The following is a 25,659-nucleotide window of genomic DNA, read 5'->3' as shown; positions in this document are numbered from 1 at the left end:
CCAAGCCTGAGGACACCCCCATGGCACGCGATTATCCGCTCGAGCGCTACCGCAATTTCGGGATCATGGCGCATATCGACGCCGGCAAGACCACGACGACCGAGCGCATCCTTTACTACACCGGCCGGTCCCACAAGATCGGCGAAGTCCATGACGGCGCCGCCACCATGGACTGGATGGAGCAGGAGCAGGAACGGGGGATCACGATCACCTCGGCTGCGACCACCACCTTCTGGCAGTGGCAGGAAGATCCGACCGCCGAGGGCACGTCGGACACCAAGGTGCGTTTCAACATCATCGACACCCCCGGCCACGTCGACTTCACCATCGAAGTCGAGCGGTCGCTGGCCGTTCTCGACGGCGCGGTCGCGCTGCTGGACGGCAACGCCGGTGTCGAGCCGCAGACCGAAACGGTGTGGCGTCAGGCCGACCGCTACAAGGTTCCGCGTCTTGTCTTCGTCAACAAGATGGACAAGATCGGCGCCGACTTCTTCAACTGCGTGCAGATGATCAAGGACCGCACCGGCGCGACCCCCGTGCCCGTGAACTTCCCGATCGGGGCCGAGGACAAGCTGGAAGGCATCGTCGACCTCATCACCATGGAAGAGTGGGTCTGGCAGGGCGAAGACCTCGGTGCATCGTGGGAGCGTCGCCCGATCCGTGACGACCTCAAGGCCACCGCCGACGAATGGCGCGCCAACCTCATCGAGAACGCCGTCGAAATGGACGACGACGCGATGATGGCCTACCTCGAAGGCGAAGAGCCCGACGTCGCGACCCTGCGCAAGCTGGTCCGCAAGGGCTGTCTCGACCTGAAATTCGTTCCGGTTCTCGGTGGCTCGGCCTTCAAGAACAAGGGTGTCCAGCCGCTGCTGAACGCCGTTGTCGACTTCCTGCCCAGTCCGCTGGACGTGGTCGACTACATGGGCTTCAAGCCCGGCGACGAAAACGAAGAGCGTAACATCGCCCGCCGCGCGGACGACAACATGCCCTTCGCCGGCCTGGCGTTCAAGATCATGAACGACCCGTTCGTCGGCTCGCTGACCTTCACGCGCCTCTACTCGGGCGTGCTGAAGAAGGGCGACTCGATCCTGAACTCCACCAAGGGCAAGAAAGAGCGCATCGGTCGTATGATGATGATGCACTCCAACAACCGCGAAGAGATCGAGGAAGCCTTTGCCGGCGACATCATCGCGCTGGCCGGTCTGAAAGAAACCACCACCGGTGACACGCTGTGCGATGCGCAGGATGCCGTCGTTCTGGAAACGATGACCTTCCCCGATCCGGTGATCGAGATCGCGGTCGAGCCCAAGACCAAGGCCGACCAGGAGAAGATGTCCCAGGGTCTGGCCCGTCTGGCCGCCGAAGACCCGTCCTTCCGCGTCGAAACCGACCTCGAGTCCGGTCAGACCATCATGAAGGGCATGGGCGAACTTCACCTCGACATCCTCGTCGACCGCCTCAAGCGCGAGTTCAAGGTCGAAGCCAACATCGGCGCCCCGCAGGTGGCCTATCGCGAGACCATCGGTCACGAGATCGAGCATACCTACACCCACAAGAAGCAGTCGGGTGGTTCGGGCCAGTTCGCCGAGGTCAAGCTCATCATCTCGCCGACCGAGCCGGGCGAAGGCTATTCGTTCGAAAGCCGCATCGTCGGCGGTGCCGTGCCGAAGGAATACATCCCCGGCGTCGAGAAGGGCATCAAGTCGGTGATGGACTCCGGTCCGCTCGCGGGCTTCCCGGTGATCGACTTCAAGGTGGCGCTCATCGACGGTAAGTTCCACGACGTCGACTCGTCGGTTCTCGCCTTCGAGATCGCATCGCGGATGTGCATGCGCGAAGGTCTGAAAAAGGCCGGCGCCAAGCTGCTCGAACCGATGATGAAGGTCGAGGTGGTCACGCCCGAGGAATACACCGGTGGCATCATCGGCGACCTCACCTCCCGCCGCGGTCAGGTGACCGGGCAGGAGCCGCGCGGCAACGCCATCGCGATCAACGCCTTCGTGCCGCTGGCCAACATGTTCGGCTACATCAACACGCTGCGCTCGATGTCCTCGGGCCGTGCGCAGTTCACGATGCAGTTCGACCATTACGAGCCGGTTCCGCAGAATATCTCGGAAGAGATCCAGTCGAAATACGCATAACGGCGGGGCGGTCGCGCCGCCCGCCCCAAACCGTAGGGGTCGCCCCGGCGACCTGCACCAGACAAGGAGGCCATCATGGCAAAGGAAAAGTTTGAACGTAACAAACCGCATGTGAACATCGGCACGATTGGCCATGTTGACCACGGCAAGACGACGCTGACGGCGGCGATTACGAAGTATTTCGGCGACTTCAAGGCGTATGACCAGATTGACGGTGCGCCGGAGGAGAAGGCGCGCGGGATCACGATTTCGACGGCGCACGTGGAATACGAGACGGAGAACCGTCACTACGCGCACGTCGACTGCCCCGGCCACGCGGACTACGTGAAGAACATGATCACGGGTGCGGCGCAGATGGACGGCGCGATCCTGGTTGTGAACGCGGCCGACGGCCCGATGCCGCAGACGCGTGAGCACATCCTGCTGGCGCGCCAGGTTGGCGTTCCGGCGCTGGTGGTGTTCCTCAACAAGGTCGACCAGGTCGACGACGAGGAACTGCTCGAGCTGGTCGAGATGGAAGTGCGCGAGCTGCTGAGCTCCTACGACTTCCCGGGCGACGACATTCCGATCGTGGCCGGCTCGGCGCTGGCGGCGATGGAAGGCACCAACCCCGAGATCGGCGAGAACAAGATCAAGGAGCTTCTGGCCGCTGTCGACGAGTACATCCCGACGCCCGAGCGCGCCGTGGACCAGCCCTTCCTGATGCCGATCGAGGACGTGTTCTCGATCTCGGGCCGCGGTACGGTTGTGACCGGCCGTGTGGAGCGTGGCGTGATCAACGTGGGCGACGAGATCGAGATCGTCGGCATCAAGGACACCACCAAGACGACCTGCACGGGCGTCGAGATGTTCCGCAAGCTGCTGGATCGCGGTGAAGCGGGCGACAACATCGGCGCGCTGCTGCGCGGTGTGGACCGTGACGGTGTCGAGCGTGGCCAGGTTCTGTGCAAGCCGGGCTCGGTGACGCCGCACACGAAGTTCGAGGCCGAGGCCTACATCCTGACGAAGGAAGAGGGTGGCCGTCACACGCCGTTCTTCGCCAACTACCGCCCGCAGTTCTACTTCCGCACGACGGACGTGACCGGGACGGTGACGCTGGCCGAAGGCACGGAGATGGTGATGCCGGGCGACAACGTGTCGTTCACGGTCGAGCTGATCGCCCCGATCGCCATGGAAGACGGGCTGCGCTTCGCCATCCGCGAAGGCGGCCGCACCGTCGGCGCAGGCGTCGTCGCCAAAATCATCGAGTGATCGGGTGCCGGCGCGAGCCGGCCCTCCTTCGCCGCCGTGACAGTGGTTTGCAAAAAACCATGAAAGCGGCCCCGATGATGACTTGAAACGCCGAAGGTCGCGCGATATTGCGCGGCCTTCGCCGGTAACCAGCCCGGCCAAAACGAAACCGGTTCGACGAGGGGCGGATTGCCCGTCCCCTCCTCTCAACTGAAAGGAACATGATATGGCGATTGCCAGCCAGAACATCCGGATCCGCCTCAAGGCGTTCGATTACCGGGTTCTCGATGCCTCCACGCAGGAGATCGTGAACACCGCCAAGCGGACCGGCGCGCAGGTGCGCGGCCCGATCCCGCTGCCCAACAAGATCGAGAAGTTCACCGTTCTGCGTGGTCCCCACGTGGACAAGAAGAGCCGTGACCAGTGGGAGATCCGCACCCACAAGCGTCTTCTCGATATCGTCGATCCGACCCCGCAGACGGTGGACGCGCTGATGAAGCTCGACCTCGCCGCCGGCGTGGATGTCGAGATCAAGGTCTGAGGGGGGTAACGACGATGTTGCGCTCTGGAGTGATCGCCAAGAAGCTGGGCATGACCCGGCTGTTCATGGAAGACGGGCGTCAGGTTCCCGTCACCGTATTGTCGCTGGACGGCTGCCAGGTCGTCGCGCAGCGCACCCCCGACACGGATGGCTACACCGCCGTGCAGCTGGGTGCCGGCACGGCAAAGGCAAAGCGCGTTTCGGCGCCGATGCGTGGCCACTACGCCAAGGCGTCGGTTGCGCCCAAGCGGAAGCTGGCCGAGTTCCGCGTCGACCCCGACAACATGATCGGCGTGGGTGAGGAAATCACCGCCGACCATTACTTCGAAGGTCAGTTCGTGGACGTCTCGGGCACCTCGATCGGTAAGGGTTTCGCCGGTGCCATGAAGCGGCACAACTTCGGTGGTCTGCGCGCCTCGCACGGCGTGTCGATCAGCCACCGTTCGCACGGCTCGACCGGTCAGTGTCAGGACCCCGGCCGCGTCTTCAAGGGCAAGAAAATGGCCGGCCACATGGGTGCCGCCCGCGTGACCACGCAGAACCTGCAAGTCGTCAAGACCGACGCCGCGCGGGGCCTGATCATGGTCAAGGGCGCGGTTCCCGGCTCCAAGGGCGGTTGGGTGACGATCAAGGACGCGGTGAAAAAGCCGTTCCCCGAGAACGCCATTCTGCCCGCCGCGCTGAAGTCGGCCGCTGAAGAGGCCGCCAAGGCCGCCGAAGCCGCCGCCGCCGAAGCCGCAGCAGCCGAGGCTGCCGCCGCAGAAGCCGCCGCAGCCGAAGCAGCCGCCGCCGAAGAGGCCGCGCTGAAAGAGGCCGAGGCACAGATCGAAGCCGAGAAGAAGGACGGTGAGGAATGAAACTCGACGTGATCAAACTCGACGGCGGCACGGCCGGTTCGGTCGAGCTCGGCGACGATGTCTTCGGACTCGAGCCGCGCGCCGACATCCTGCACCGCGTCGTCCGCTGGCAGCGCAACAAGGCGCAGGCCGGTACGCACAAGGTCAAGACCCGGTCCGAGACCAGCTACTCGACCAAGAAGATCTATCGCCAGAAGGGCACCGGCGGCGCACGCCACGGTGACCGCAACGCGCCGATCTTCCGCAAGGGTGGCATCTACAAGGGTCCGACCCCGCGCAGCCACGCCCACGACCTGCCCAAGAAGTTCCGCAAGCTGGGCCTGAAGCACGCGCTTTCGGCCAAGATGGCGGCGGGCGAACTGGTCGTGATCGAGACGGCCGCGATGGATGCGCCCAAGACCAGCGCCCTGGCCAAGCAGGTCAAGGAACTGGGCTGGAAGCGCGCCCTGATCATCGACGGCGCCGAGGTGAACGAGAACTTCGCCATGGCAGCCCGCAACATCGAAGGTCTCGATGTGCTGCCGTCGGTGGGTGCCAATGTCTATGACATCCTCAAGCGCGACACGCTCGTGCTGACCAAGGCGGGTGTCGAAGCTCTGGAGGCTCGACTGAAATGAGCGTGAAGGCAGAACATTACGACGTGATCCGCAAGCCGATCATCACCGAGAAATCCACGATGGCGTCGGAGAACAACGCCGTCGTCTTCGAAGTGGCGATCGACGCGAACAAGCCGCAGATCAAGGAAGCGGTCGAAACGCTCTTTGGCGTGAAGGTGAAGGCGGTCAACACCGTCGTCTCCAAGGGCAAGGTCAAGCGCTTCCGCGGCCAGACCGGCACCCGCAAGGACGTCAAGAAGGCCTATGTGACCCTCGAAGAGGGCAACACCATTGACGTGTCGACCGGTCTTTAATAGACGGCGACATCGCTTCGGCCCCGGCACCATCCGGGGCCGTCGTTTTTGAGAGAATCGGGGACCTTCGGGGCCCTTCACCACCGGGGCTGACCCCCCGCAAAGCAACGGAAGACAGAAAGCATGGCACTCAAGTCGTACAAACCGACGACGCCGGGCCAGCGTGGGCTGGTTCTGATCGACCGTTCGGAGCTTTGGAAAGGTCGCCCGGTCAAGTCCCTCACCGAGGGTCTGACCAAGAAGGGCGGCCGGAACAATACCGGACGGATCACCGCACGCCGCCGCGGCGGCGGGGCGAAGCGTCTTTATCGCGTCGTCGATTTCAAGCGGACCAAGTTCGACGTTCCGGCCACGGTCGAGCGTATCGAATACGACCCCAACCGCACCGCCTTCATCGCCCTGGTCCGCTACCAGGACGGCGAGCAGGCCTACATCCTTGCGCCGCAGCGCCTCGCCATTGGCGACACGGTCGTTGCCGGCTCGAAGGTCGATATCAAGCCCGGTAACGCGATGCCCTTCTCGGGCATGCCGATCGGCACGATCGTCCACAATATCGAGCTGAAGCCCGGCAAGGGCGGCCAGATCGCGCGCGCCGCGGGCACCTACGCCCAGTTCGTCGGTCGCGACGGTGGCTACGCCCAGATCCGCCTGTCTTCGGGCGAGCTGCGCATGGTCCGCCAGGAATGCATGGCAACGGTTGGCGCGGTCTCGAACCCCGACAACTCGAACCAGAATTTCGGCAAGGCCGGCCGCACCCGCCACATGGGCAAGCGCCCCGCCGTTCGCGGCGTCGCAATGAACCCGATCGATCACCCCCATGGTGGTGGTGAGGGTCGGACCTCGGGTGGCCGTACGCCGGTTTCGCCCTGGGGTGTCGACACCAAGGGTAAGCGCACCCGCAACAAGAACAAGGCGAGCCAGAAGCTGATCATCCGCTCGCGGCACGCCAAGAAGAAAGGGCGCTAAGACATGTCGCGTTCCGTCTGGAAAGGGCCTTTTGTCGACTCTTACGTCCTCAAGAAGGCTGAGAAATCCCGCGAGTCGGGCCGCAACGAGGTCATCAAGATCTGGTCGCGCCGCTCGACCATCCTGCCCCAGTTCGTGGGGCTCACCTTCGGCGTCTATAACGGCCAGAAGCATATCCCGGTGAACGTCACCGAGGACATGATCGGTCAGAAGTTCGGTGAATATGCACCGACGCGGACCTATTACGGCCACGCCGCCGACAAGAAAGCCAAGAGGAAGTAAGCCATGGGCAAGGATAAGAATCCCCGCCGCGTGGCGGACAATGAGGCGATGGCCAAGCTGCGTATGCTGCGCACCTCGCCCCAGAAACTGAACCTGGTGGCGGCGATGATCCGCGGCAAGAAGGTTGAAAAGGCCCTGTCGGACCTGACCTTCTCGAAGAAGCGCATCGCCGTGGACGTGAAGAAGTGCCTTCAGTCCGCCATCGCCAATGCCGAGAACAACCACGGTCTCGACGTCGATGAACTCGTCGTCGCCGAAGCCTGGGTCGGCAAGAACCTGGTGATGAAGCGCGGCCGTCCGCGCGCCCGCGGTCGTTTCGGCCGTATTCACAAGCCGTTCAGCGAGCTGACCATCACGGTTCGCCAGGTCGAGGAGCAAGCATAATGGGTCACAAGGTCAACCCGATTGGTATGCGCCTCCAGGTGAACCGCACCTGGGACAGCCGCTGGTACGCCGACACGAAAGAGTACGGTGATCTCCTGCTCGAGGATATCGCGATCCGCGAATTCATCGAGGAAGAGTGCAAGCAGGCTGGCGTGTCGAAAGTCATCATCGAGCGTCCGCACCGCAAGTGCCGCGTCACGATCCACACCGCCCGTCCGGGTGTCATCATCGGCAAGAAAGGCGCAGACATCGAAACCCTGCGCAAGAAGCTGGCGAAGATGACGGACAGTGAGCTGCACCTCAACATCGTCGAGGTCCGCAAGCCCGAGCTGGACGCCCAGCTGGTGGCCGAGTCGATCGCGCAGCAGCTCGAGCGTCGTGTGTCGTTCCGCCGTGCCATGAAGCGCGCCGTGCAGAACGCCATGCGCATGGGTGCCCTCGGCATCCGCGTGAATGTCGCCGGCCGCCTTGGCGGCGCCGAGATCGCGCGCACCGAGTGGTATCGTGAGGGCCGCGTGCCGCTTCACACCCTGCGCGCCGACATCGACTACGCCCTGTCCGAGGCCGAGACGCCCTATGGCATCATCGGCATCAAGGTCTGGATCTTCAAAGGCGAGATCATGGAGCACGATCCCAGTGCCCGCGATCGCCGTCATGCGGAGCTCCAGGAAGGCGGCGGGCCTCGTCCGCGCCGCGACCGCTGAGGAGTTTGAGAGATGCTGCAACCCAAGCGCACGAAATTCCGCAAACAACACAAGGGCCGTATCCGTGGCGAAGCCAAGGGTGGGTCGGATCTGAACTTCGGCACCTATGGCCTCAAGGCGCTTCAGCCCGAGCGGGTCACCGCCCGTCAGATCGAAGCCGCCCGTCGTGCCATGACGCGTCACATGAAGCGTCAGGGCCGCGTCTGGATCCGGATCTTCCCCGATCTGCCCGTCACCTCGAAGCCCGTCGAAGTTCGGATGGGTAAAGGTAAGGGGTCGGTCGATTACTGGGCCTGCAAGGTCAAGCCGGGCCGGATCATGTTCGAGATCGACGGCGTGTCCGAGACCGTCGCCCGCGAAGCCCTGCGCCTCGCCGCGATGAAGCTGCCGATCAAGACCCGCACCGTGGTGCGTGAGGATTGGTGAAACCAATCCTCGCGAGTGCGGTGTAGGCAGTTTCGCAGAAACTGTCCGGGCCGCACCCCGGTGAAGCAACAGAAAACCCCCGCTGAGCAATCGGCGGGGGTTTTGTCATTCAAGGGGGGCGGCGGGGTGAAGCTCGCCCTAGGCGTGGGGGAAGTTCATTCCCACTTGTAGTTGAAGCTGACCGAGATGCGCTCGTCCTCGGCCATGTTCATCGGCACTTCATGGCGCAGCCAGCTCTCCCAGAGGAGCACGTCGCCCACGGCGGGCTTTACGTAGATGAAGGGCTGCAACTCCTCCCGCGCGCCTTTGCGGCGGGTGGGGGCGGCCATCATCATCGCCGAGCGCGGGTCTTCCAGCTTGAGCGCCGAGGTGCCCTCGGGCATGGCGACGTAAGTCGTGCCGGAGATCACCGAATGCGGGTGGATATGGCTGGCATGCATCCCGCCCTCGGGCAGGATGTTGATCCAAAGATCCTCCAGTACCAGCTTGCCTTCGCCAAGGTCGAATTCCAGGTCCTCGGCGAAGGCCGCGACATGGGCATCCAGAACCTTGACCAGGTCGGCGAAGATCGGGAAGCGCCAGGGCAGGTCGGTCAGCGAGGCGTAAGAGGTATAGCCGGGATAGCCATTGGCCTCGCACCAATCTTGCCCCGCCTCGTCATCCTCGGCGATGACAAGGCAGGAGTTCTCCAGTTCCTCCGCGTCGATCGGCTGGCCGAATTCGGCGAGGGGCGCGTGATAGAGACGGGTCGCGAAGAGCGATTTGATCTGTGCCATGGCCGCGTGATACCCCAAGCCAATCCGCGGCGCGAGGGCGTTTGACGCCGCCGGCGTCGGGGCAAGTCAAGAAAATCAGGCACAATCCGGCATCGGGGGTTGCTTTATCGCGGGACTCGGAGTATCCGGCGCCCTCATTCCGAAATCCACCGGATTTGGCGTGACCCGATTCCTTTGGGGCGCTCCGGTGTTATTGAGAGGAAACACAGGCGATGAACGCCAATGAACTGCGTGACAAGACGCCGGACCAGCTGCGTGATCAGCTCGTCCAGCTGAAGAAGGAGGCCTTCAACCTCCGCTTCCAGCAGGCCACCGGCCAGTTGGAGAACACCGCCCGCATGCGCGCCGTCAAGCGCGACACCGCGCGCGTGAAAACGATCCTGAACGAGAAAGCGGCAGCCGCCGCAAGCACGGAGGCCTGAGAATGCCCAAGCGTATCCTGCAAGGCACCGTCACCTCGGACACCAACGCCCAGACCGTCACCGTGTCGGTCGAGCGTCGCTTCAAGCATCCGGTTCTGCAAAAGACGATCCGGAAGTCGAAGAAGTACCGCGCCCATGATGCTGACAACCAGTACAAGGTCGGGGATACCGTGCGCATTCAAGAATGTGCACCCATGTCGAAGACGAAACGCTGGGAGGTGGTCGAGCGCGTCTGACGCGCCCGCACATCCCCTGCTTTAGCGAAACCCTGGAGCCTCATGTCCTGATCAGGCGGCTCCAAAGGTCGGGAGAAACCAAATGATCCAGATGCAGACCAATCTGGATGTCGCTGACAACTCCGGCGCTCGCCGTGTTCAGTGCATCAAGGTTCTGGGTGGGTCCAAGCGGAAATACGCGTCGGTGGGTGACATCATCGTCGTATCCGTGAAGGAAGCCATCCCGCGCGGTCGCGTGAAGAAGGGTGACGTCCGCAAGGCCGTCGTCGTGCGCACCGCCAAGGAAGTCCGCCGCGAAGACGGCACCGCGATCCGCTTCGATCGCAACGCCGCCGTCATCCTCAACAACAACCTCGAGCCGGTCGGCACCCGTATCTTCGGGCCGGTGGTTCGCGAGTTGCGCGCGAAGAACTTCATGAAGATCATTTCGCTGGCGCCGGAGGTGCTCTGATGGCTGCGAAACTGAAAAAAGGCGACCGCGTCGTCGTTCTGGCCGGCAAGGACAAGGGTAAAGAGGGCGAAATCACCGCCGTCATGCCCAAGGACGGCAAGGCCATCGTCGACGGCATCAACATCGCCATCCGCCACACCAAGCAAAGCCAGACCAGCCAGGGCGGCCGCATTCCGCAGCCGATGCCCATCCAGCTGTCGAACCTGGCCCTGCTGGACGCCAACGGCAAACCCACCCGCGTCGGCTTCAAGGTCGAAGACGGCAAGAAGGTGCGTGTCGCCAAGACCACGGGGGACGTGATCGATGCTTGATACCGCCACCTACACCCCGCGCCTCAAGACGCTCTTCCGCGACCAGATCAAGGCCGCGATGAAGGAAGAGTTCGGCTACGCGAACGACATGATGATCCCGCGCCTGGACAAGATCGTCCTGAACATCGGCGCCGGGGCCGAAAGCGTGAAGGACTCCAAGAAGGCCAAATCGGCCCAGGAAGACCTGACCGCGATCGCGGGCCAGCAGGCTGTCATCACCAAGGCAAAGAAGTCGATCGCCGGCTTCCGCGTTCGTGAGGGCATGCCGCTCGGCGCCAAGGTCACCCTGCGTGGCGACCGCATGTACGACTTCCTTGACCGTCTGGTCACCGTTGCCCTGCCGCGCGTCCGCGACTTCCGCGGCGTGAAGGGCAACGCCTTCGACGGCCGTGGCAACTACGCCATGGGCATCAAGGAACACATCGTCTTTCCCGAGATCAACTTCGACAAGGTCGACGAAGTCTGGGGCATCGACGTCATCATCTGCACCACCGCGAAAACCGACGCGGAAGCGAAGGCGCTGTTGAAGCATTTCAACATGCCCTTCAACAGCTGATCGCGGGAGGAGAGTGACACATGGCTAAGAAATCCATGGTTGAGCGCGAACTCAAGCGGCAGAAGCTGGTGGCCAAATACGCCGCCAAGCGCGCCGCGCTGAAAGAGATCGCAAACGACGAAGACAAGCCGATGGAAGAGCGTTTCAAGGCCCGCCTCAAGCTGGCGAAACTGCCGCGCAACAGCTCGCCCACGCGCCTTCACAACCGTTGCCAGCTGACCGGCCGCCCCAAGGCGTATTACCGCAAGCTGAAAATGTCGCGGATCAAGCTGCGTGACCTGGCCTCGAACGGCCAGATCCCCGGCATGGTCAAGTCGAGCTGGTAAGGAGGGTTTGAAAAATGAATGATCCTCTTGGTGATATGCTGACCCGCATCCGCAACGCTCAGATGCGCGGCAAATCCGTGGTCTCGACCCCGGCCTCCAAGCAGCGCGCCCGCGTGCTCGATGTGCTGGCCGACGAAGGCTACATCCGTGGCTACGAAAGCGGCACCGACGCGCTCGGCCATCCGACCTTCGAAATCTCGCTGAAGTATTACGAGGGCACCCCGGTGATCCGTGAACTGAAGCGCGTCTCGAAGCCGGGCCGCCGCGTCTACATGGGCGTCAGCGACATCCCGCAGGTCCGCCAGGGCCTGGGTGTCTCCATCGTGTCCACCTCGCGTGGCGTGATGTCCGATGCCGCGGCGCGCGCAGCCAATGTTGGCGGCGAAGTGCTCTGCACCGTCTTCTAAGGAGGTTTGGCAATGTCTCGTATTGGTAAAAAACCGGTCGAGCTGCCCGGGGGCGTCTCCGCCACCGTGTCCGGCCAGACCGTTGAGGTGAAGGGGCCGAAAGGCACCCGTAGCTTCACCGCGACCGACGATGTCACCATCGCGGTCGAAGACAACGCCGTGTCGGTCACCCCGCGCGGCAAGTCGAAGCGTGCCCGTCAGCAGTGGGGCATGTCGCGCACCATGGTTCAGAACCTGGTGACCGGCGTGACCGACGGCTTCAAGAAAGAGCTTGAGATCCAGGGCGTCGGTTACCGCGCACAGATGCAGGGCAACACCCTGAAGCTGTCGCTCGGCTACAGCCACGACGTCGATTTCGAGGTTCCCGCCGGGGTCACCGTGACCACGCCGAAGAACACCGAGGTCGTGATCGAAGGCGCAGATCAGCAGCTGGTGGGCCAGGTCGCGGCGAATATCCGCGAATGGCGCGCCCCCGAGCCCTACAAGGGCAAGGGCATCCGGTACAAGGATGAGTACATCTTCCGCAAGGAAGGCAAGAAGAAGTAAGGGCGACGGATATGGCACTCAGCAAAAGAGAACTGTTCCTCAAGCGCCGTCTGCGCAACCGGAACAAGCTTCGCACCCTGGCGGGTGGGCGTCCGCGTCTGTCCGTCCATCGGTCGAACAAGAATATCAGCGTTCAGCTGATCGACGACACCAACGGTGTGACGCTGGCATCGGCCTCGTCGCTCGAAAAGGATCTCGGCGTCGTCGGCAAGAACAACGCCGAAGCCGCGGCCAAGATCGGCGCGGCTATCGCCGAGCGGGCCAAGGCCAAGGGTGTCGAGGAATGCTTCTTCGACCGTGGCGGCTTCCTCTATCACGGGCGCATCAAGGCTTTGGCCGATGCCGCGCGTGAAGGTGGCCTGAAGTTCTGATCGCCCAGCGGGCGACGTGACATGTGCAGGCGGCGGGTCCCCTCGCCGCCTCGATGATCGGGGGGCACGACGCCCACTGCGATCGGACCAAAAGGGCGCGAGACGCGCCAGACAGTGAAAGGATGCCGAATATGGCAGAACGTAACGAACGCCGGGGCCGCCGCCGCGATGACCGCGAGGAAACCCCCGAATTCGCCGACCGTCTGGTCGCGATCAACCGCGTCTCCAAGACCGTGAAGGGTGGTAAGCGCTTTGGCTTCGCCGCCCTCGTCGTGGTGGGTGACCAGCGGGGCCGCGTCGGCTTTGGCAAGGGCAAGGCCAAGGAGGTCCCCGAGGCGATCCGCAAGGCGACCGAGCAGGCCAAGCGCAACCTGATCCGCGTGCCGCTCAAGGAAGGCCGCACGCTGCATCACGACGTGAAGGGCCATCACGGCGCTGGCAAGGTCGTCATGCGCACCGCGCCGGAAGGCACCGGGATCATCGCAGGTGGTCCGATGCGCGCCGTGTTCGAGATGCTGGGCATCAAGGACGTGGTCGCCAAGTCGACCGGCACCCAGAACCCCTACAACATGATCCGCGCCACGCTGGACGGCCTCCGCAACGAGAGCTCGCCCCGCATGGTGGCCGCGCGTCGTGGCAAGAAAGTGGCTGACATCCTGCCCAAGCGCGACGAAGCGCCGGCCGAATCCAGCCAAGTCGCTGAGGAGGCCTGAGACCCATGGCAAAGACCATCGTCGTCAAGCAGATCGGCTCGCCGATCCGTCGCCCCGAGATCCAGCGCAAGACGCTGATCGGCCTGGGCCTGAACAAGATGCACAAGACCCGCGAGCTTGAGGACACCCCCTCGGTCCGCGGCATGATCAACAAGATCCCGCATCTGGTCGAGATCGTCGAAGAGCGCGGCTAACCCCGCCCTTCCTCTACAAGATCGCGACGCCCCCGCATCCCGGGGGCGTTTCGCTTTTAAGGGCGGGTCTTGCCATGGCATCCGACTCCGCCTATACGCGCCCGGTGGTCGACCGGGCCACATCTGACACTCAAGACATGCCGTGTGCGTCCCACCTCGCTTCGGGGGCGGTTCCGGCTAAGGAGAAGCGACATGAAATTGCATGAACTGCGCGACAATCCCGGCGCAACGAAAACGAAGAAACGCGTGGGCCGTGGCCCCGGCTCGGGCAAGGGCAAGACCGCCGGCCGTGGTATCAAGGGCCAGAAGTCGCGCTCGGGTGTGGCCATCGCCGGCTACGAAGGCGGCCAGATGCCGCTCTACCAGCGTCTTCCCAAGCGTGGCTTCAACAAGCCGAACCGCAAGGAATACGCTGTCGTCAACCTCGGCCTGATCGAGAAATTCGTCGAGGCCGGCAAGCTGGACGCGAAAGCCGAGATCACCGAAGACGCGCTCGTCGCATCGGGCCTCGTGCGCCGCAAGCTGGACGGTGTCCGTGTCCTGGCGAAAGGCGACGTGACCTCGAAGCTGAACATCTCGGTCACCGGCGCCTCCAAGGCGGCTGTCGAGGCCGTTGAAAAGGCTGGCGGCTCGCTCAAGACCGCTGCGGCGTCTGCGGCGGAATAACCCGGTCGGGGGCGGCTGCCCCCTTCGGTGCTTGTGGGCGGCGGTCCAGCCGCCTACATCCTAGCTCAGGAATTTCGCGCCGCAGGACCGCATCGACCGGTCTTGCGGCGCATCGCGCATAAGAGAGGCGGCATGGCATCAGCAGCGGAGCAAATGGCCTCGAACATGAGCTGGCGGGCGTTCGGTAAAGCGACCGAACTGCGCCAGCGCATCTGGTTCACCCTTGGCCTTCTGATCATCTACCGCGTCGGCACCTATATTCCCGTGCCGGGCATCGACGGCGTCGAGTTGCGCAACTTCTTCGAACAGGCGTCAGCGGGCCTTGGCGGTGTGCTGAACATGTTCACGGGGGGTGCACTGTCCCGGATGGGGGTCTTCGCCCTCGGGATCATGCCTTATATCTCGGCCTCGATCATCGTTCAGCTCATGGCCTCGATGGTTCCCGCGCTCGAACAGCTCAAGAAAGAGGGCGAGCAGGGCCGCAAGAAGATCAACCAATACACCCGCTACGGCACCGTGGCGCTGGCGACCGCGCAGGCCTATGGCCTGGCGATCAGCATGGAATCGGGCGGTCTTGCCGCCGATCCGGGCTGGTTCTTCCGCGCGGCCTGCGTCATCACTCTGGTGGGCGGCACCATGTTCCTGATGTGGCTGGGTGAGCAGATCACGCAGCGCGGCATCGGCAACGGTATCTCGCTGATCATCTTCGTCGGCATCATCGCCGAGATCCCGGCCGCCCTGGCGCAGTTCTTCGAATCCGGCCGCTCCGGCTCGCTGACCACCCCGGCCGTTCTGGGCGTGATCATCATGCTGATCGCGACGCTGTTCTTCGTCGTCTTCATGGAGCGCAGCCTGCGCAAGATCCACATCCAGTATCCGCGCCGACAGGTGGGGATGAAGGTCTATGACGGCGGCTCCAGCCACCTGCCGATCAAGGTGAACCCGGCGGGCGTGATCCCGGCGATCTTCGCCTCGTCGCTTCTGTTGCTGCCGACCACGCTGACCACCTTCTCGGGCGGCCAGGCGCAGGGGCCGGTGATGTCGTGGGTGCTGGCGAATTTCGGCCCGGGGCAGCCGCTCTACCTCGCGTTCTTCGCGGGCATGGTCGTCTTCTTCACCTACTTCTACACGCTCAACGTCTCGTTCAAGACCGAGGACGTGGCCGATAACCTGAAGAACCAGAACGGGTTCGTGCCGGGCATCCGCCCGGGCAAGCGGACGGCGGAGTATCTTGAATACGTCGTGAACCGTATCCTCGTGCTCGGCTCGGCCTATCTTGCGCTCGTCGTGCTCTTGCCCGAGATCGTGCGCACGAACCTTGCCATCACGGCCTATTTCGGCGGTACGTCGATCCTGATTATCGTGTCGGTCGGCATGGACACCGTGCAGCAGGTGCAATCGCATCTTCTGGCCCACCAGTACGAGGGGCTGCTCGAGAAATCGCAGCTCCGTGGGCGAAAAGGTGGTAAAGCGAAGTCGAAGGCAAGGAGAGGGCCTGCGCGTCGATGAACATCATTCTTCTCGGGCCGCCGGGGGCCGGCAAAGGCACCCAGGCGGGTATTCTTGTGAAAGAGCGTGGCATGGTTCAGCTGTCCACCGGGGACATGCTGCGCGAAGCCAAGGACAGTGGCACGGACATGGGCAAGCGCGTGGCCGAGGTCATGGCGCGGGGCGAGTTGGTCACCGACGAGATCGTCATCGGCCTGATCCGTGAAAAGCTGAAAACGGTGAAAGCCGCGGGCTTCATCTTCGACGGGTTCCCGCGCACCCTGGCCCAGGCCGACGCGCTGGCGGAGCTGTTGGAAGAAGAGGGGCAGGCCCTCGATGCCGTGATCGAAATGCAGGTTGACGATGACGTGCTCGTCCAGCGCATCGTGAACCGCGCCAAGGAGGCGGCCGCCGCAGGCCAGCCGGTGCGCGCGGATGACAATGCCGAAAGCATGAAGGTCCGGCTGATGGAATACTACAAGAAGACCTCGCCGCTGATCGGGTATTACTATGCCAAGGGCGATCTGCACTCGATCGACGGGCTTGGCCAGATCGACGAGGTCGCAAGCGCGATCAAGGCGATCTTGGGCTGAATTCGCCCGAAAACGCGGGTCTCGGGACCGATTGCCGCTGCGGGGGTTGACGATGTCAGCAATCCCCAATATGCGCACCACTTCCGCAAGGAAACGACGTCGTCGATTCGGGTTTTCCGATCCGCGACAGAACACCTGAATGATGACTGCGGCCCGGTCGCGTGACGCACCGGGCTAACGTTGTGAAAAAAGGGCCTGGAGCTACGGGCTCGCAACGAAAGGACATATGACGTGGCACGTATTGCCGGCGTGAACATCCCCACCGCCAAGCGCGTTCCGATCGCGCTCACCTATATCACCGGAATCGGCCATGCCTCGGCCAAGGAGATCTGCGAAGCCGTCGGCATCGACCAGAGCCGCCGCGTGAACGAACTCAGCGATTCCGAAGTGCTCCAGATCCGCGAGCACATCGACGCGAACTTCACCGTGGAAGGCGACCTGCGCCGCGAGACGCAGATGAACATCAAGCGCCTGATGGACCTCGGCTGCTACCGCGGCCTGCGCCATCGCCGCAACCTGCCTGTGCGCGGTCAGCGCACCCACACCAACGCACGCACGCGCAAGGGCCCCGCAAAGGCCATTGCCGGCAAGAAGAAGTAAGGGAGGGCTGGTTCAATGGCACGCGATCGTCGTCCCGCCAAGCGCAAGGTTTCTAAGAACATCGCCGCAGGCGTTGCTCATGTGAATTCCTCGTTCAACAACACCAAGATCCTGATCTCCGACGTGCAGGGCAACGCCATTTCGTGGTCGTCCGCCGGCACCATGGGGTTCAAGGGCAGCCGCAAATCGACCCCCTATGCCGCGCAGATGGCCGCCGAAGACGCGGGCCGCAAGGCACAGGAACACGGCGTGAAAACGCTGGAAGTCGAAGTGCAGGGCCCCGGTTCGGGCCGCGAGTCGGCGCTGCGCGCGCTGGCTGCTGTCGGTTTCCAGATCACGTCGATCCGTGACGTGACGCCGATTGCCCATAACGGCTGCCGTCCGCCCAAGCGCCGCCGCGTGTAAGCGACACCTTTTTCAGGCGGGCTGCGTGCGAATTGCGCGCGGCCCGTCAACGTCATTTTGACCCTCGGGCGTGCCGGGCCACTGGATCCACCCGGTACAAGTATGGAGGCGACGCATGATCCATAAGAATTGGCAAGAGCTGATCAAACCCACCCAACTGGTGGTGAACCCCGGCACCGACCCGGCCCGCAAGGCCACCGTCGTGGCGGAACCGCTGGAGCGGGGTTTCGGCCTGACGCTCGGCAACGCCCTGCGCCGCGTGCTGATGAGCTCGCTTCAGGGTGCGGCCATCACCAGCGTCCAGATCGACGGCGTTCTGCACGAGTTCTCCTCGGTCGCCGGTGTGCGCGAGGATGTGACGGACATCGTCCTGAACCTCAAGGGCGTGGCGATCCGCATGGAAACCGACGGTCCCAAGCGTCTGTCGATCTCGGCCAAAGGGCCCAAGGTCGTCACCGCCGGTGACATCTCGGAAAGCGCGGGCATCGAGATCCTGAACAAGGAACACGTGATCTGCCACCTCGACGACGGCGCGGAACTCTACATGGAGCTGACCGTCAACACCGGGAAGGGCTACGTCTCCGCCGACAAGAACCGCCCCGAGGATGCGCCCATCGGCCTGATGCCGATCGACGCGATCTATTCGCCGGTCAAGAAAGTGTCCTACGACGTGCAGCCGACCCGCGAGGGCCAGGTGCTCGACTATGACAAGCTGACGCTCAAGCTGGAAACCGACGGCTCCGTCACGCCGGATGACGCCGTGGCCTATGCCGCACGCATCCTGCAGGACCAGCTGTCAATCTTCGTCAACTTCGACGAGCCCGAGGCCGCCGGCCGCCAGGACGACGAGGACGACCTGGAGTTCAACCCGCTTCTGCTGAAGAAGGTGGACGAGCTGGAGCTTTCGGTCCGCTCGGCGAACTGCCTGAAGAACGACAACATCGTCTATATCGGCGACCTGATCCAGAAGACCGAAGCCGAGATGCTCCGCACCCCGAACTTCGGCCGCAAGTCGCTGAACGAGATCAAGGAAGTGCTCTCGGGCATGGGCCTGCATCTCGGGATGGATATCGTCGATTGGCCGCCCGATAATATCGAGGAACTGGCCAAGAAGTACGAAGACAACTTCTGACCGTTTCGGGGGCGGTCCGCCGCCCCCGCCAATGCCCGGGCTGCCGGGGACGACACGGGCAATCCCGCCCCAAGGAGAGGGTTCCGCCACGCATGGAACCCCGGACAAAGCAAAACGAGACCAGGAGATAGAAAATGCGTCACGCTCGCGGATACCGCCGCCTGAACCGGACCCACGAACACCGCAAGGCGATGTTCGCCAACATGGCCGGGTCGCTGATCGAACATGAACAGATCAAGACGACCCTTCCCAAGGCGAAAGAACTGCGCCGCATTGTCGAAAAGCTGATCACGCTGGGCAAGCGCGGCGATCTGCACGCCCGCCGTCAGGCCGCGTCGCAGCTCAAGCAGGACATGCATGTCGCCAAGCTGTTCGAGGTTCTCGGGCCCCGCTATGCCGAACGTCAGGGCGGCTATGTCCGTGTCCTGAAGGCCGGCTTCCGTTACGGTGACATGGCGCCGATGGCGATCATCGAATTCGTGGATCGCGACGTCGACGCCAAGGGCGCTGCGGATCGTGCCCGCGAAGAGGCCATGGCCGAGTTCGACGAAGAATGATCTGATCGCGGCCCATACGGCCGCTTCGAACGGACCGAACCCCCGCCCCTGGCGGGGGTTTTCTTTTTTGCGTCATCGGTTTGGCGTCCATGCGCCAGTGACGGTGTTCCCGACCAGTCACCCCTCGAAACGCGTTGACCATGGGCCCGCGAACCTGTCTAAAAGGACATGTCCTTTTGGTCAGGTTCATGTCTAAAGCACCCGTTCTAGATCTCCTTCTGCATGAGCTTTCGCTGGCGGCCCCGGCAGGGTTCGCGGTCGGTTTACACATTAGATACGTCTCCCCCCTTATCATGGTGAACACCTACCCGGATGCCTGGCAGGAGGTGTACACAGCGAAACTTTACGGTCTGCGCGATCCGACCCTTGCCTGGGGTCTCAGCCATACCGGCACCCGCCGCTGGAGCGAGATCGGACTGCCCGATCCCTTCGGCATGATGGATGAGGCTGCCGAGTACGGGCTGAAATACGGGATGATCGCCTCCATCGGTCCGATGTCTTCTCGCACCATCGCCGGCGCCAGCAGGGCGGATCGCGAGTTCGCCGAGAACGAGATGGAACACATACTCAGGATCGTGCAGCGCATGCACGACCTGTCCGAACCGCCGGCCCGCCTGTCCAAGGCGCAGGCCGACGCCCTGAAATGTATCGCGGAGGGGGACCGCCATGCAGCTGCCGCAGCCAGACTTGGAATTTCCGAGAGTGCCCTCAAGGCGCGCCTGACCTCCGCCCGGCAAAAGCTGATGGCCCGGACCACGGCCGAAGCGGTCCAGCGGGCCAAGGAGTACGGGTTCATCTAGGGGCCTGGATGACAGCAGAGGCAAAGGATCCTCACCGCGGTGCGATTGTTGACCACAACCACCCGGAAAGGACCTTATGACATGGAAACTGCAACGATCTCCTTCGACAACATGCACACCTACGGCCCGCTCTTCGCCAACATGCTGAAGGCGCGCCACCGCACGTTCATCGAGGAAAAGAACTGGGACCTGCCGGAAGAGGCCGGCATGGAATTCGACCAGTACGACACCGCGCACAGCCGCTGGGTCTGCGTGCATGAAAACGGCCGCGTCATGGCCGGTGTGCGCCTCACGCCGACGACGGCAAAATGCGGCATCTACACCTACATGGTCCGCGATGCGCAGCGCGGGCTTCTCGACACGATCCCCGGCAACCTGCTGTGGGAACCCGCCCCGATCGCGCCCCATATCTGGGATGCCAACCGCCTTTTCGTGGTCAACGATGTCCCGACCGAGATCCGCCGCCGCGTGCAGATGTCGCTGATGGGGCACATGGTTCGGTTCGCCCGCGCGCAGGGCGCGACCATCCTGATCGGCCTGTTGCCCACGCTCATCCCGCGCCTTGCCCGCCGCCTCGGGATCGACATGGCCCCCGCCGGCCCTGAGATGAGCTTCGACGGCGTGCCGCACCGGGTTTATTTCGTCTCGATGGCGTCCAAGATGCATTGATCGCAGGTTTTTCTGGACTCATCATGAGGTCGGGCGCGATGGGTGCCCGGCCTCGTCGGAACCAACATGCCCCAGCTTCTTCCCGGTGCTGTCTTTTTCGGAATCCTTGCTGTCGTCGCCGTCATCGTGCTGCGGGCGCGGGCGGCCAAGCCGCGCCTTTCCGTGTTTCGGCTTGCCCTGATTGGTGTGGCGGCGGCCTATGTCATCCCTCCGTCCCTTGCGTTTCTCATGGGGCAGTGGGCGGCCGTGTCCTGGCTGCCCGGTCCGCCGACCGTCACCGGGGACCAGGTCTTCATAGCCGCCTTGGTGAGCGTGTTTGCCCTCGCATTGCAACAGCCGGGCAAACCGCCCAGCGTGCCGCTTTGGGCCGGGATACTGATTGGCGTGGCGGTGGCGGCCTTTCTGCCGCCGCTGCTGGACCTTGCGACGGGCCGCTATCAGAATGCCTCGCTGCGGGCCGACGTGACCCACTGCACGCGTGGCATGACAGGGCAGGTGCAGCCGCGCGAGGTCAGCAACCTCTGCGATTTCGACATCGTGGTCGGCCTCTGCATGCCCGGAGAGGTCAACCCGACGCCCTGCGCCCAGGCCTTCACGATCCCGCCCGGCGAGAGCGCCGTTTTTGACCCCGGCGATGCGCGCCTGTCCAGCGTGCCGGGTAATCCCAACGGCCTGACCGTGGTCGCCTGCCGCCCGCCGGACCGGCCCTCGCGATGGGGCAATGTCACCGGGCGCGGCTATCGCGGGGTGTGTCTGCCGCCCGGTTGATCTGGCGTCCGCGGCCCCGCGCGCCTACCTTGGGAAGATGGACCTGTTCGACACCGCCCCCTCCAAGACCGACACGCCGCAAAAGGGCCCGCGCCCCCTGGCCGACCGTCTGCGTCCGCGCGCCCTGTCCGAGGTCATCGGGCAGGATCATCTGCTTGGCCCCGAGGGCAGCCTGCGGGTGATGCTCGATGCGGGCAGCCTGCCTTCGCTGATCTTCTGGGGCCCGCCCGGCGTGGGCAAGACCACCATAGCCCGTCTGCTGGCCGATGAAACGGACCTGCATTTCGTCCAGATCAGCGCGATCTTCACCGGCGTTCCGGAACTGCGCAAGGTGTTCGAGGCTGCGCGCCATCGCCATGCGAACGGGCAGGGGACGCTGCTGTTCGTGGACGAGATCCACCGCTTCAACAAGGCGCAGCAGGACGGCTTCCTGCCGCATATGGAAGACGGCACCATCCTGCTGGTTGGCGCCACGACCGAGAACCCGTCTTTCGAGTTGAACGCGGCCCTTCTGTCGCGCTCGCAGGTGCTTGTGCTGAACCTGCTGGACGAGGGCGCACTGGATCAATTGCTGGAACGCGCCGAGTTGGAGCTTGGCAAGACCCTGCCGCTGACGCCCGAGGCGCGCCATGCCCTGCGCGACATGGCCGATGGCGACGGGCGCGCGCTGCTCAACCTTGTGGAACAGGTCGCGGCCTGGGACACGGGCGCGCCGCTCGATACCTCGGCGCTGGCCCACCGCTTGCAACGCCGCGCCGCGCAATACGATAAATCGGGCGAGGCGCATTACAACCTGATCTCGGCGTTGCACAAATCCGTCCGCGGCTCAGACCCCGACGCGGCGCTTTACTGGCTGGCCCGGATGCTGGAGGGCGGCGAAGACCCGCGCTTCCTCGCCCGCCGCATCACCCGCATGTCGGTCGAGGATATCGGGCTGGCCGACCCGCAGGCGCAGCGCCAATGCCTCGATGCGTGGGAAACCTTTGAACGGCTCGGCTCCCCCGAGGGGGAATTGGCCCTGGCGCAGGCGGTCATCTACCTCGCCCTCGCGCCGAAATCGAACGCGGCCTATGTCGCCTACAAGGACTCGCGCGCCTCGGCGAAATCCACCGGCTCGCTGCCGCCGCCCAAGCACATCATGAACGCGCCCACCAAGATGATGAAAGAGCAGGGCTACGGCGCGGGCTACGATTACGACCATGACGCCGAAGACGGGTTTTCCGGGCAGAACTATTTCCCCGAACGCATGGGCCGGGCGCATTTCTACCACCCGGTCGAACGCGGCTTCGAGCGCGACCTGAAAAAGCGCCTCGACTGGTTCGAAGGCCTGCGCAAGAAGCGCCAGCGCGGTTGACAAGCGCCCCGCGCGCGCCCATCCCCGCGCCATGATTGCAACGGTTTTCCAAGTCGCCCTCGGCGGGGCCATCGGCGCCAGCCTGCGCTACCTGACCGGCGTCGGCCTGGTGCGGGCCTTTGGCCATCTGGCCTTTCCACTGGGCGTCATCACGGTCAACGTCCTCGGCTCCTTCGCCATGGGCCTGTTCATCGGCGCAGCCGCGCAGCGCGGCCTGACGCACCTGTCGCCTTTCGTGGCGACGGGGATCCTGGGTGGTTTCACCACCTTCTCGGCCTTCTCGCTCGAGGCGGTGACGCTGTATGAACGGGGCGCGTTGGGCCTTGCGGCGGCCTATGTGCTTGGCAATGTCGTCCTGTCCATCGCGGCGCTGTTTCTCGGCCTCGCCCTATCGCGGAGTTTCGCAGCATGAGCGGCGTTCAGACCATCACCGTGGCCGAGGGAGAGGGCGACCAGCGCCTCGACCGCTGGCTGAAACGGCGTTTCCCGCAGATCACCCAAGGCCGCATCGAAAAGGGCTGCCGCAAGGGCGAGATCCGTGTCGATGGCGGGCGGGTCAAGGCCTCGACCCGCGTCGAGGTCGGTCAAGAGGTGCGCGTGCCGCCCCTGCCCGAGGCCGAGGCCCCCGCGCCGGTGCGCGAAACCGTGCCCGAGGCGGACGCCAAGCTGATCCGCTCCTGCGTGATTTACCGCGACGATCATATCATCGCGCTGAACAAGCCGCCCGGCCTGCCCACCCAGGGCGGCAGCAAGCAGACACGGCACGTCGATGGCATGGCCGAAGCGCTGAAATTCGGGCTCAAAGACAAGCCGCGCCTCGTGCACCGGCTCGACAAGGACACGTCGGGCATCCTGCTGCTGGCGCGCACGCGCGAAGGGGCCAAGGCCCTGACCGCCGCCTTCCGCGCCCGCGAAACGCGCAAGATCTACTGGGCCGCCGTCGCCGGTGTGCCCGCCCCGCGCATGGGCACGATCCGCTATGGCCTGGTCAAGGCGCCGGGCCATGGCAAGGGCGGCGAGGGGGAAAAGATGCTTTGCATCCACCCGAACGAGGTGGACAGCACCCCCGACGCCAAGCGCGCCGTGACGGATTACGCGGTTCTTTCCGGCCTCGGCGGTCGCGTCAGCTGGTGCGCGCTGGTTCCCGTCACCGGGCGCACCCACCAGTTGCGCGCGCATATGGCCGAGATGGGGCATCCGATCATCGGTGACGGGAAATACGGCGGCTCGGGTCAGGAGAACCTTGGCGATGGCTGGGGCGCGCAACTGGGCGGGGAGATCAGCCGCAAGCTGCATCTTCACGCGCGGTCCCTGACGCTGACCCATCCGATGACCGGCGCGCATCTGCACCTGACGGCGCCCTTGCCCGATCACATGGTCCGGACATGGGACACGCTGGGCTGGCATGTGAACGACGTGCCGACCGACCCGTTCGAGGATCTCGAATGAGCGACCTTCGCCTTGTGATCTTCGATGTCGACGGCACGCTGGTCGACAGTCAGGCCCATATCCTCGCCGCGATGGCGCGGGCCTTTGCTGCCAATGGCCTGCCGATGCCGCCGCGCGAGGCCGTGTTGCAGATCGTGGGCCTGTCCCTGCCGGTCGCCATGGCGCGCCTTGCGCCGGATCACCCACAGTCGGTCGACCCGCTCGTCGAGGCCTACAAGGACGCCTTTGCCAGCCTGCGGGTGGCCGGAGACGGCGCCGCCCTGTCGCCGCTCTTTCCCGGCGCGATGGAGCACCTCACCCGGCTTGCCGCCGAGGATTTCACCCTTCTGGGCGTCGCCACCGGCAAATCGCGGCGCGGCCTGACCCACCTGTTCGAGATCCACCGGATCGCGCAGATCTTCCACACCGTGCAAGTGGCCGACGATCACCCGTCCAAGCCGAACCCGTCGATGATCGAGGCCTGCCTGAAAGAGACCGGGGTCGCGCCCGACCGCGCCGTGATCCTTGGCGATACCAGTTTCGACATCGAGATGGGGCGCGCTGCCGGCATTCACGCCATCGGCGTCAGCTGGGGATACCACCCGGCCGACGCCCTGCGGCAGGCAGGCGCGCGCACTGTCCTCGATGATTTCGCGGCCTTGCCGGCAGCCCTCGCAGAGGTATTTGAACCCGCATGACCGAATGGAAAGCCAAACGTTTCTGGAAAGAGACCACCGTCACCTCCGAAGGAGACGGCTGGCAGGTGCTGCTCGACCAGCGGCCCGTGCGCACGCCGGCCAAGGCCGCGATGATCCTGCCGACCGAACCGATGGCCCAGGCCATAGCCGAGGAATGGGCGTCGCAAGAGGGCGAGATCGACCCGCTGTCGATGCCCGTGACCCGCTCGTCCAATGCCGCGATCGACCGGGTTGCCCCGCAACAGGCCGAGGTGGCCGAAATGCTCGCCGCCTATGCCGAGACCGATCTGCTCTGCCACCGCGCCGGGCACCCCGAGGCGCTGGCGACCCGGCAGGCCCAGGGGTGGGATCCCGTTCTCGATTGGGCGGCGGAATCGCTTGGGGCGCGGCTGGTGGCGACCGAGGGCGTTCTGCCCGCCACCCAACCCGCCAACAGCCTCGCGCGAATCGCCGATGAGCTTGGCCGGGTGGAGCCGTTCCGCCTGACGGCCCTTCACGATCTCGTCACGCTATCGGGGTCCGTTCTGCTGGGCCTTGCGGTTGCGCATGGCCGCCTCGACCCCGACACGGCCTGGGGCCTGAGTCGAATCGATGAGGATTGGCAGATCGAACAGTGGGGCCCGGACGAGGAAGCCGCTGCGCAAACGGCCCATCGCGCAGCGCAATTTGCGCATGCCGTTCGCTTTTGGCGCCTCGCATCCAGTGAGTGACGCCTGACTGGCCACGCCTCAGGCGCAGTTGCACAATT

At 64.2% G+C, this 25,659-nt stretch carries 38 protein-coding genes; 37 read left to right on the top strand and 1 reads right to left on the bottom strand.

The genetic code is table 11. The features are described from left to right. The first annotated feature begins 20 nt into the window (after positions 1 to 20). The 11 genes from fusA to rplP all read left to right on the top strand — a co-directional run bounded on the left by fusA (position 21) and on the right by rplP (position 8,444). Complete coding sequence (gene fusA / locus ABD923_RS10300; RefSeq protein WP_259555242.1) at positions 21 to 2,144, top strand: elongation factor G; 2,124 nt, start codon at positions 21 to 23, stop codon at positions 2,142 to 2,144. 75 nt (positions 2,145 to 2,219) lie between these two features. After that, complete coding sequence (tuf, locus tag ABD923_RS10295; protein WP_345229462.1) at positions 2,220 to 3,395, top strand: elongation factor Tu; 1,176 nt, start codon at positions 2,220 to 2,222, stop codon at positions 3,393 to 3,395. A gap of 211 nt (positions 3,396 to 3,606) precedes the next feature. Further along, positions 3,607 to 3,915: a 30S ribosomal protein S10 gene (gene rpsJ / locus ABD923_RS10290; protein WP_025311767.1), complete on the top strand. Its 309-nt coding sequence runs from the start codon at positions 3,607 to 3,609 to the stop codon at positions 3,913 to 3,915. 14 nt (positions 3,916 to 3,929) lie between these two features. Further along, positions 3,930 to 4,772 carry a 50S ribosomal protein L3 gene (gene rplC / locus ABD923_RS10285; RefSeq protein WP_259550541.1) on the top strand — a complete coding sequence of 281 codons (843 nt, stop codon included), beginning with the start codon at positions 3,930 to 3,932 and terminating at the stop codon, positions 4,770 to 4,772. Beyond that, positions 4,769 to 5,389: a 50S ribosomal protein L4 gene (gene rplD, locus ABD923_RS10280; RefSeq protein WP_259550540.1), complete on the top strand. Its 621-nt coding sequence runs from the start codon at positions 4,769 to 4,771 to the stop codon at positions 5,387 to 5,389. The genes rplC and rplD overlap by 4 nt, the downstream gene beginning before the upstream one ends. Continuing rightward, positions 5,386 to 5,682, top strand: a complete 297-nt coding sequence (locus ABD923_RS10275) for a 50S ribosomal protein L23 (RefSeq protein ID WP_222190788.1) — start codon at positions 5,386 to 5,388, stop codon at positions 5,680 to 5,682. Before rplD ends, ABD923_RS10275 begins: the two co-directional genes overlap by 4 nt. Positions 5,683 to 5,805: 123 nt before the next feature. Then, positions 5,806 to 6,648 carry a 50S ribosomal protein L2 gene (gene rplB / locus ABD923_RS10270; RefSeq protein WP_222190790.1) on the top strand — a complete coding sequence of 281 codons (843 nt, stop codon included), beginning with the start codon at positions 5,806 to 5,808 and terminating at the stop codon, positions 6,646 to 6,648. Between the two features lie 3 nt (positions 6,649 to 6,651). Then, positions 6,652 to 6,930, top strand: coding sequence for a 30S ribosomal protein S19 (gene rpsS, locus ABD923_RS10265; protein ID WP_025311772.1), 279 nt, complete (start codon positions 6,652 to 6,654; stop codon positions 6,928 to 6,930). A gap of 3 nt (positions 6,931 to 6,933) precedes the next feature. Further along, positions 6,934 to 7,314, top strand: a complete 381-nt coding sequence (rplV, locus tag ABD923_RS10260; RefSeq protein WP_259550539.1) for a 50S ribosomal protein L22 — start codon at positions 6,934 to 6,936, stop codon at positions 7,312 to 7,314. Beyond that, positions 7,314 to 8,018 (top strand): 30S ribosomal protein S3, encoded by a 705-nt coding sequence (gene rpsC, locus ABD923_RS10255; RefSeq protein WP_025311774.1) that lies wholly within the window; start codon positions 7,314 to 7,316, stop codon positions 8,016 to 8,018. Before rplV ends, rpsC begins: the two co-directional genes overlap by 1 nt. Before the next feature lie 12 nt (positions 8,019 to 8,030). Next, complete coding sequence (gene rplP / locus ABD923_RS10250; RefSeq protein WP_222190794.1) at positions 8,031 to 8,444, top strand: 50S ribosomal protein L16; 414 nt, start codon at positions 8,031 to 8,033, stop codon at positions 8,442 to 8,444. A gap of 155 nt (positions 8,445 to 8,599) precedes the next feature. Here the strand turns inward: rplP and ABD923_RS10245 are convergent, their stop codons facing one another. Then, positions 8,600 to 9,220, bottom strand: a complete 621-nt coding sequence (locus ABD923_RS10245; protein WP_259550537.1) for a 2OG-Fe(II) oxygenase family protein — start codon at positions 9,218 to 9,220, stop codon at positions 8,600 to 8,602. 212 nt (positions 9,221 to 9,432) lie between these two features. On the opposite strand from ABD923_RS10245, the gene rpmC reads away from it, so the two are divergent. The 26 genes from rpmC to ABD923_RS10115 all read left to right on the top strand — a co-directional run bounded on the left by rpmC (position 9,433) and on the right by ABD923_RS10115 (position 25,621). Continuing rightward, on the top strand, positions 9,433 to 9,642 hold the full coding sequence (rpmC, locus tag ABD923_RS10240) for a 50S ribosomal protein L29 (RefSeq protein WP_025311777.1): 210 nt from the start codon (positions 9,433 to 9,435) through the stop codon (positions 9,640 to 9,642). A 2-nt stretch (positions 9,643 to 9,644) separates the two neighbouring features. Beyond that, positions 9,645 to 9,878: a 30S ribosomal protein S17 gene (gene rpsQ / locus ABD923_RS10235; protein ID WP_038650285.1), complete on the top strand. Its 234-nt coding sequence runs from the start codon at positions 9,645 to 9,647 to the stop codon at positions 9,876 to 9,878. 82 nt (positions 9,879 to 9,960) lie between these two features. Next, entirely contained in the window at positions 9,961 to 10,329 is a 369-nt protein-coding gene (gene rplN, locus ABD923_RS10230) for a 50S ribosomal protein L14 (RefSeq protein WP_068344865.1), read from the top strand. Then, complete coding sequence (gene rplX, locus ABD923_RS10225) at positions 10,329 to 10,640, top strand: 50S ribosomal protein L24 (RefSeq protein WP_259550535.1); 312 nt, start codon at positions 10,329 to 10,331, stop codon at positions 10,638 to 10,640. Before rplN ends, rplX begins: the two co-directional genes overlap by 1 nt. Further along, positions 10,633 to 11,196, top strand: a complete 564-nt coding sequence (rplE, locus tag ABD923_RS10220) for a 50S ribosomal protein L5 (protein ID WP_259550533.1) — start codon at positions 10,633 to 10,635, stop codon at positions 11,194 to 11,196. Before rplX ends, rplE begins: the two co-directional genes overlap by 8 nt. Positions 11,197 to 11,216: 20 nt before the next feature. Beyond that, positions 11,217 to 11,522: a 30S ribosomal protein S14 gene (gene rpsN, locus ABD923_RS10215; RefSeq protein ID WP_222190803.1), complete on the top strand. Its 306-nt coding sequence runs from the start codon at positions 11,217 to 11,219 to the stop codon at positions 11,520 to 11,522. A gap of 14 nt (positions 11,523 to 11,536) precedes the next feature. Further along, positions 11,537 to 11,929, top strand: coding sequence for a 30S ribosomal protein S8 (gene rpsH, locus ABD923_RS10210; protein ID WP_259550531.1), 393 nt, complete (start codon positions 11,537 to 11,539; stop codon positions 11,927 to 11,929). A gap of 12 nt (positions 11,930 to 11,941) precedes the next feature. Next, positions 11,942 to 12,475 (top strand): 50S ribosomal protein L6, encoded by a 534-nt coding sequence (rplF, locus tag ABD923_RS10205; protein WP_222190814.1) that lies wholly within the window; start codon positions 11,942 to 11,944, stop codon positions 12,473 to 12,475. 11 nt (positions 12,476 to 12,486) lie between these two features. Further along, positions 12,487 to 12,846: a 50S ribosomal protein L18 gene (rplR, locus tag ABD923_RS10200; protein ID WP_222190816.1), complete on the top strand. Its 360-nt coding sequence runs from the start codon at positions 12,487 to 12,489 to the stop codon at positions 12,844 to 12,846. Between the two features lie 131 nt (positions 12,847 to 12,977). Beyond that, positions 12,978 to 13,559: a 30S ribosomal protein S5 gene (rpsE, locus tag ABD923_RS10195; protein WP_222190818.1), complete on the top strand. Its 582-nt coding sequence runs from the start codon at positions 12,978 to 12,980 to the stop codon at positions 13,557 to 13,559. Positions 13,560 to 13,564: 5 nt separating this feature from the next. Next, entirely contained in the window at positions 13,565 to 13,753 is a 189-nt protein-coding gene (rpmD, locus tag ABD923_RS10190; RefSeq protein ID WP_025311786.1) for a 50S ribosomal protein L30, read from the top strand. A gap of 192 nt (positions 13,754 to 13,945) precedes the next feature. Next, complete coding sequence (rplO, locus tag ABD923_RS10185) at positions 13,946 to 14,419, top strand: 50S ribosomal protein L15 (protein ID WP_222190820.1); 474 nt, start codon at positions 13,946 to 13,948, stop codon at positions 14,417 to 14,419. A gap of 132 nt (positions 14,420 to 14,551) precedes the next feature. Beyond that, positions 14,552 to 15,928 carry a preprotein translocase subunit SecY gene (gene secY / locus ABD923_RS10180; RefSeq protein ID WP_259550529.1) on the top strand — a complete coding sequence of 459 codons (1,377 nt, stop codon included), beginning with the start codon at positions 14,552 to 14,554 and terminating at the stop codon, positions 15,926 to 15,928. Further along, complete coding sequence (locus tag ABD923_RS10175; RefSeq protein ID WP_259550528.1) at positions 15,925 to 16,500, top strand: adenylate kinase; 576 nt, start codon at positions 15,925 to 15,927, stop codon at positions 16,498 to 16,500. The genes secY and ABD923_RS10175 overlap by 4 nt, the downstream gene beginning before the upstream one ends. 231 nt (positions 16,501 to 16,731) lie before the next feature. Beyond that, the gene (gene rpsM / locus ABD923_RS10170; RefSeq protein ID WP_259550527.1) at positions 16,732 to 17,100 is read left to right on the top strand and encodes a 30S ribosomal protein S13; all 369 of its coding nucleotides are present in this window, start codon (positions 16,732 to 16,734) and stop codon (positions 17,098 to 17,100) included. A 15-nt stretch (positions 17,101 to 17,115) separates the two neighbouring features. Then, positions 17,116 to 17,505: a 30S ribosomal protein S11 gene (gene rpsK, locus ABD923_RS10165; protein WP_222190827.1), complete on the top strand. Its 390-nt coding sequence runs from the start codon at positions 17,116 to 17,118 to the stop codon at positions 17,503 to 17,505. 115 nt (positions 17,506 to 17,620) lie between these two features. Beyond that, positions 17,621 to 18,637 (top strand): DNA-directed RNA polymerase subunit alpha, encoded by a 1,017-nt coding sequence (locus ABD923_RS10160; protein ID WP_222190829.1) that lies wholly within the window; start codon positions 17,621 to 17,623, stop codon positions 18,635 to 18,637. 134 nt (positions 18,638 to 18,771) lie between these two features. Beyond that, positions 18,772 to 19,194, top strand: coding sequence for a 50S ribosomal protein L17 (gene rplQ, locus ABD923_RS10155; protein WP_222190831.1), 423 nt, complete (start codon positions 18,772 to 18,774; stop codon positions 19,192 to 19,194). Positions 19,195 to 19,382: 188 nt separating this feature from the next. After that, the gene (locus ABD923_RS10150) at positions 19,383 to 19,994 is read left to right on the top strand and encodes a helix-turn-helix transcriptional regulator (protein ID WP_259550526.1); all 612 of its coding nucleotides are present in this window, start codon (positions 19,383 to 19,385) and stop codon (positions 19,992 to 19,994) included. An 81-nt stretch (positions 19,995 to 20,075) separates the two neighbouring features. Continuing rightward, on the top strand, positions 20,076 to 20,663 hold the full coding sequence (locus ABD923_RS10145) for an acyl-homoserine-lactone synthase (RefSeq protein ID WP_259550525.1): 588 nt from the start codon (positions 20,076 to 20,078) through the stop codon (positions 20,661 to 20,663). A 66-nt stretch (positions 20,664 to 20,729) separates the two neighbouring features. Continuing rightward, complete coding sequence (locus ABD923_RS10140) at positions 20,730 to 21,431, top strand: hypothetical protein (RefSeq protein WP_259550524.1); 702 nt, start codon at positions 20,730 to 20,732, stop codon at positions 21,429 to 21,431. 37 nt (positions 21,432 to 21,468) lie between these two features. Continuing rightward, positions 21,469 to 22,785 carry a replication-associated recombination protein A gene (locus tag ABD923_RS10135; protein WP_222190837.1) on the top strand — a complete coding sequence of 439 codons (1,317 nt, stop codon included), beginning with the start codon at positions 21,469 to 21,471 and terminating at the stop codon, positions 22,783 to 22,785. A 31-nt stretch (positions 22,786 to 22,816) separates the two neighbouring features. Further along, on the top strand, positions 22,817 to 23,197 hold the full coding sequence (crcB, locus tag ABD923_RS10130; protein WP_259550523.1) for a fluoride efflux transporter CrcB: 381 nt from the start codon (positions 22,817 to 22,819) through the stop codon (positions 23,195 to 23,197). After that, on the top strand, positions 23,194 to 24,234 hold the full coding sequence (locus tag ABD923_RS10125; RefSeq protein WP_222190841.1) for an RluA family pseudouridine synthase: 1,041 nt from the start codon (positions 23,194 to 23,196) through the stop codon (positions 24,232 to 24,234). Before crcB ends, ABD923_RS10125 begins: the two co-directional genes overlap by 4 nt. Then, a complete protein-coding gene (locus tag ABD923_RS10120) occupies positions 24,231 to 24,911 on the top strand; it encodes an HAD-IA family hydrolase (protein WP_259550522.1) in 681 nt (226 codons plus the stop codon). Before ABD923_RS10125 ends, ABD923_RS10120 begins: the two co-directional genes overlap by 4 nt. Continuing rightward, the gene (locus tag ABD923_RS10115) at positions 24,908 to 25,621 is read left to right on the top strand and encodes an ATP12 family chaperone protein (RefSeq protein ID WP_259550521.1); all 714 of its coding nucleotides are present in this window, start codon (positions 24,908 to 24,910) and stop codon (positions 25,619 to 25,621) included. Before ABD923_RS10120 ends, ABD923_RS10115 begins: the two co-directional genes overlap by 4 nt. Positions 25,622 to 25,659 lie beyond the last annotated feature (38 nt).

The organism is [Roseibacterium] beibuensis (genome assembly GCF_039542305.1).
GTDB classification, from domain to species: domain Bacteria; phylum Pseudomonadota; class Alphaproteobacteria; order Rhodobacterales; family Rhodobacteraceae; genus Roseibacterium; species Roseibacterium beibuensis.
Note: the sequence above shows the minus strand (reverse complement) of the source record. Positions and strands in the feature narration are given on the sequence as shown.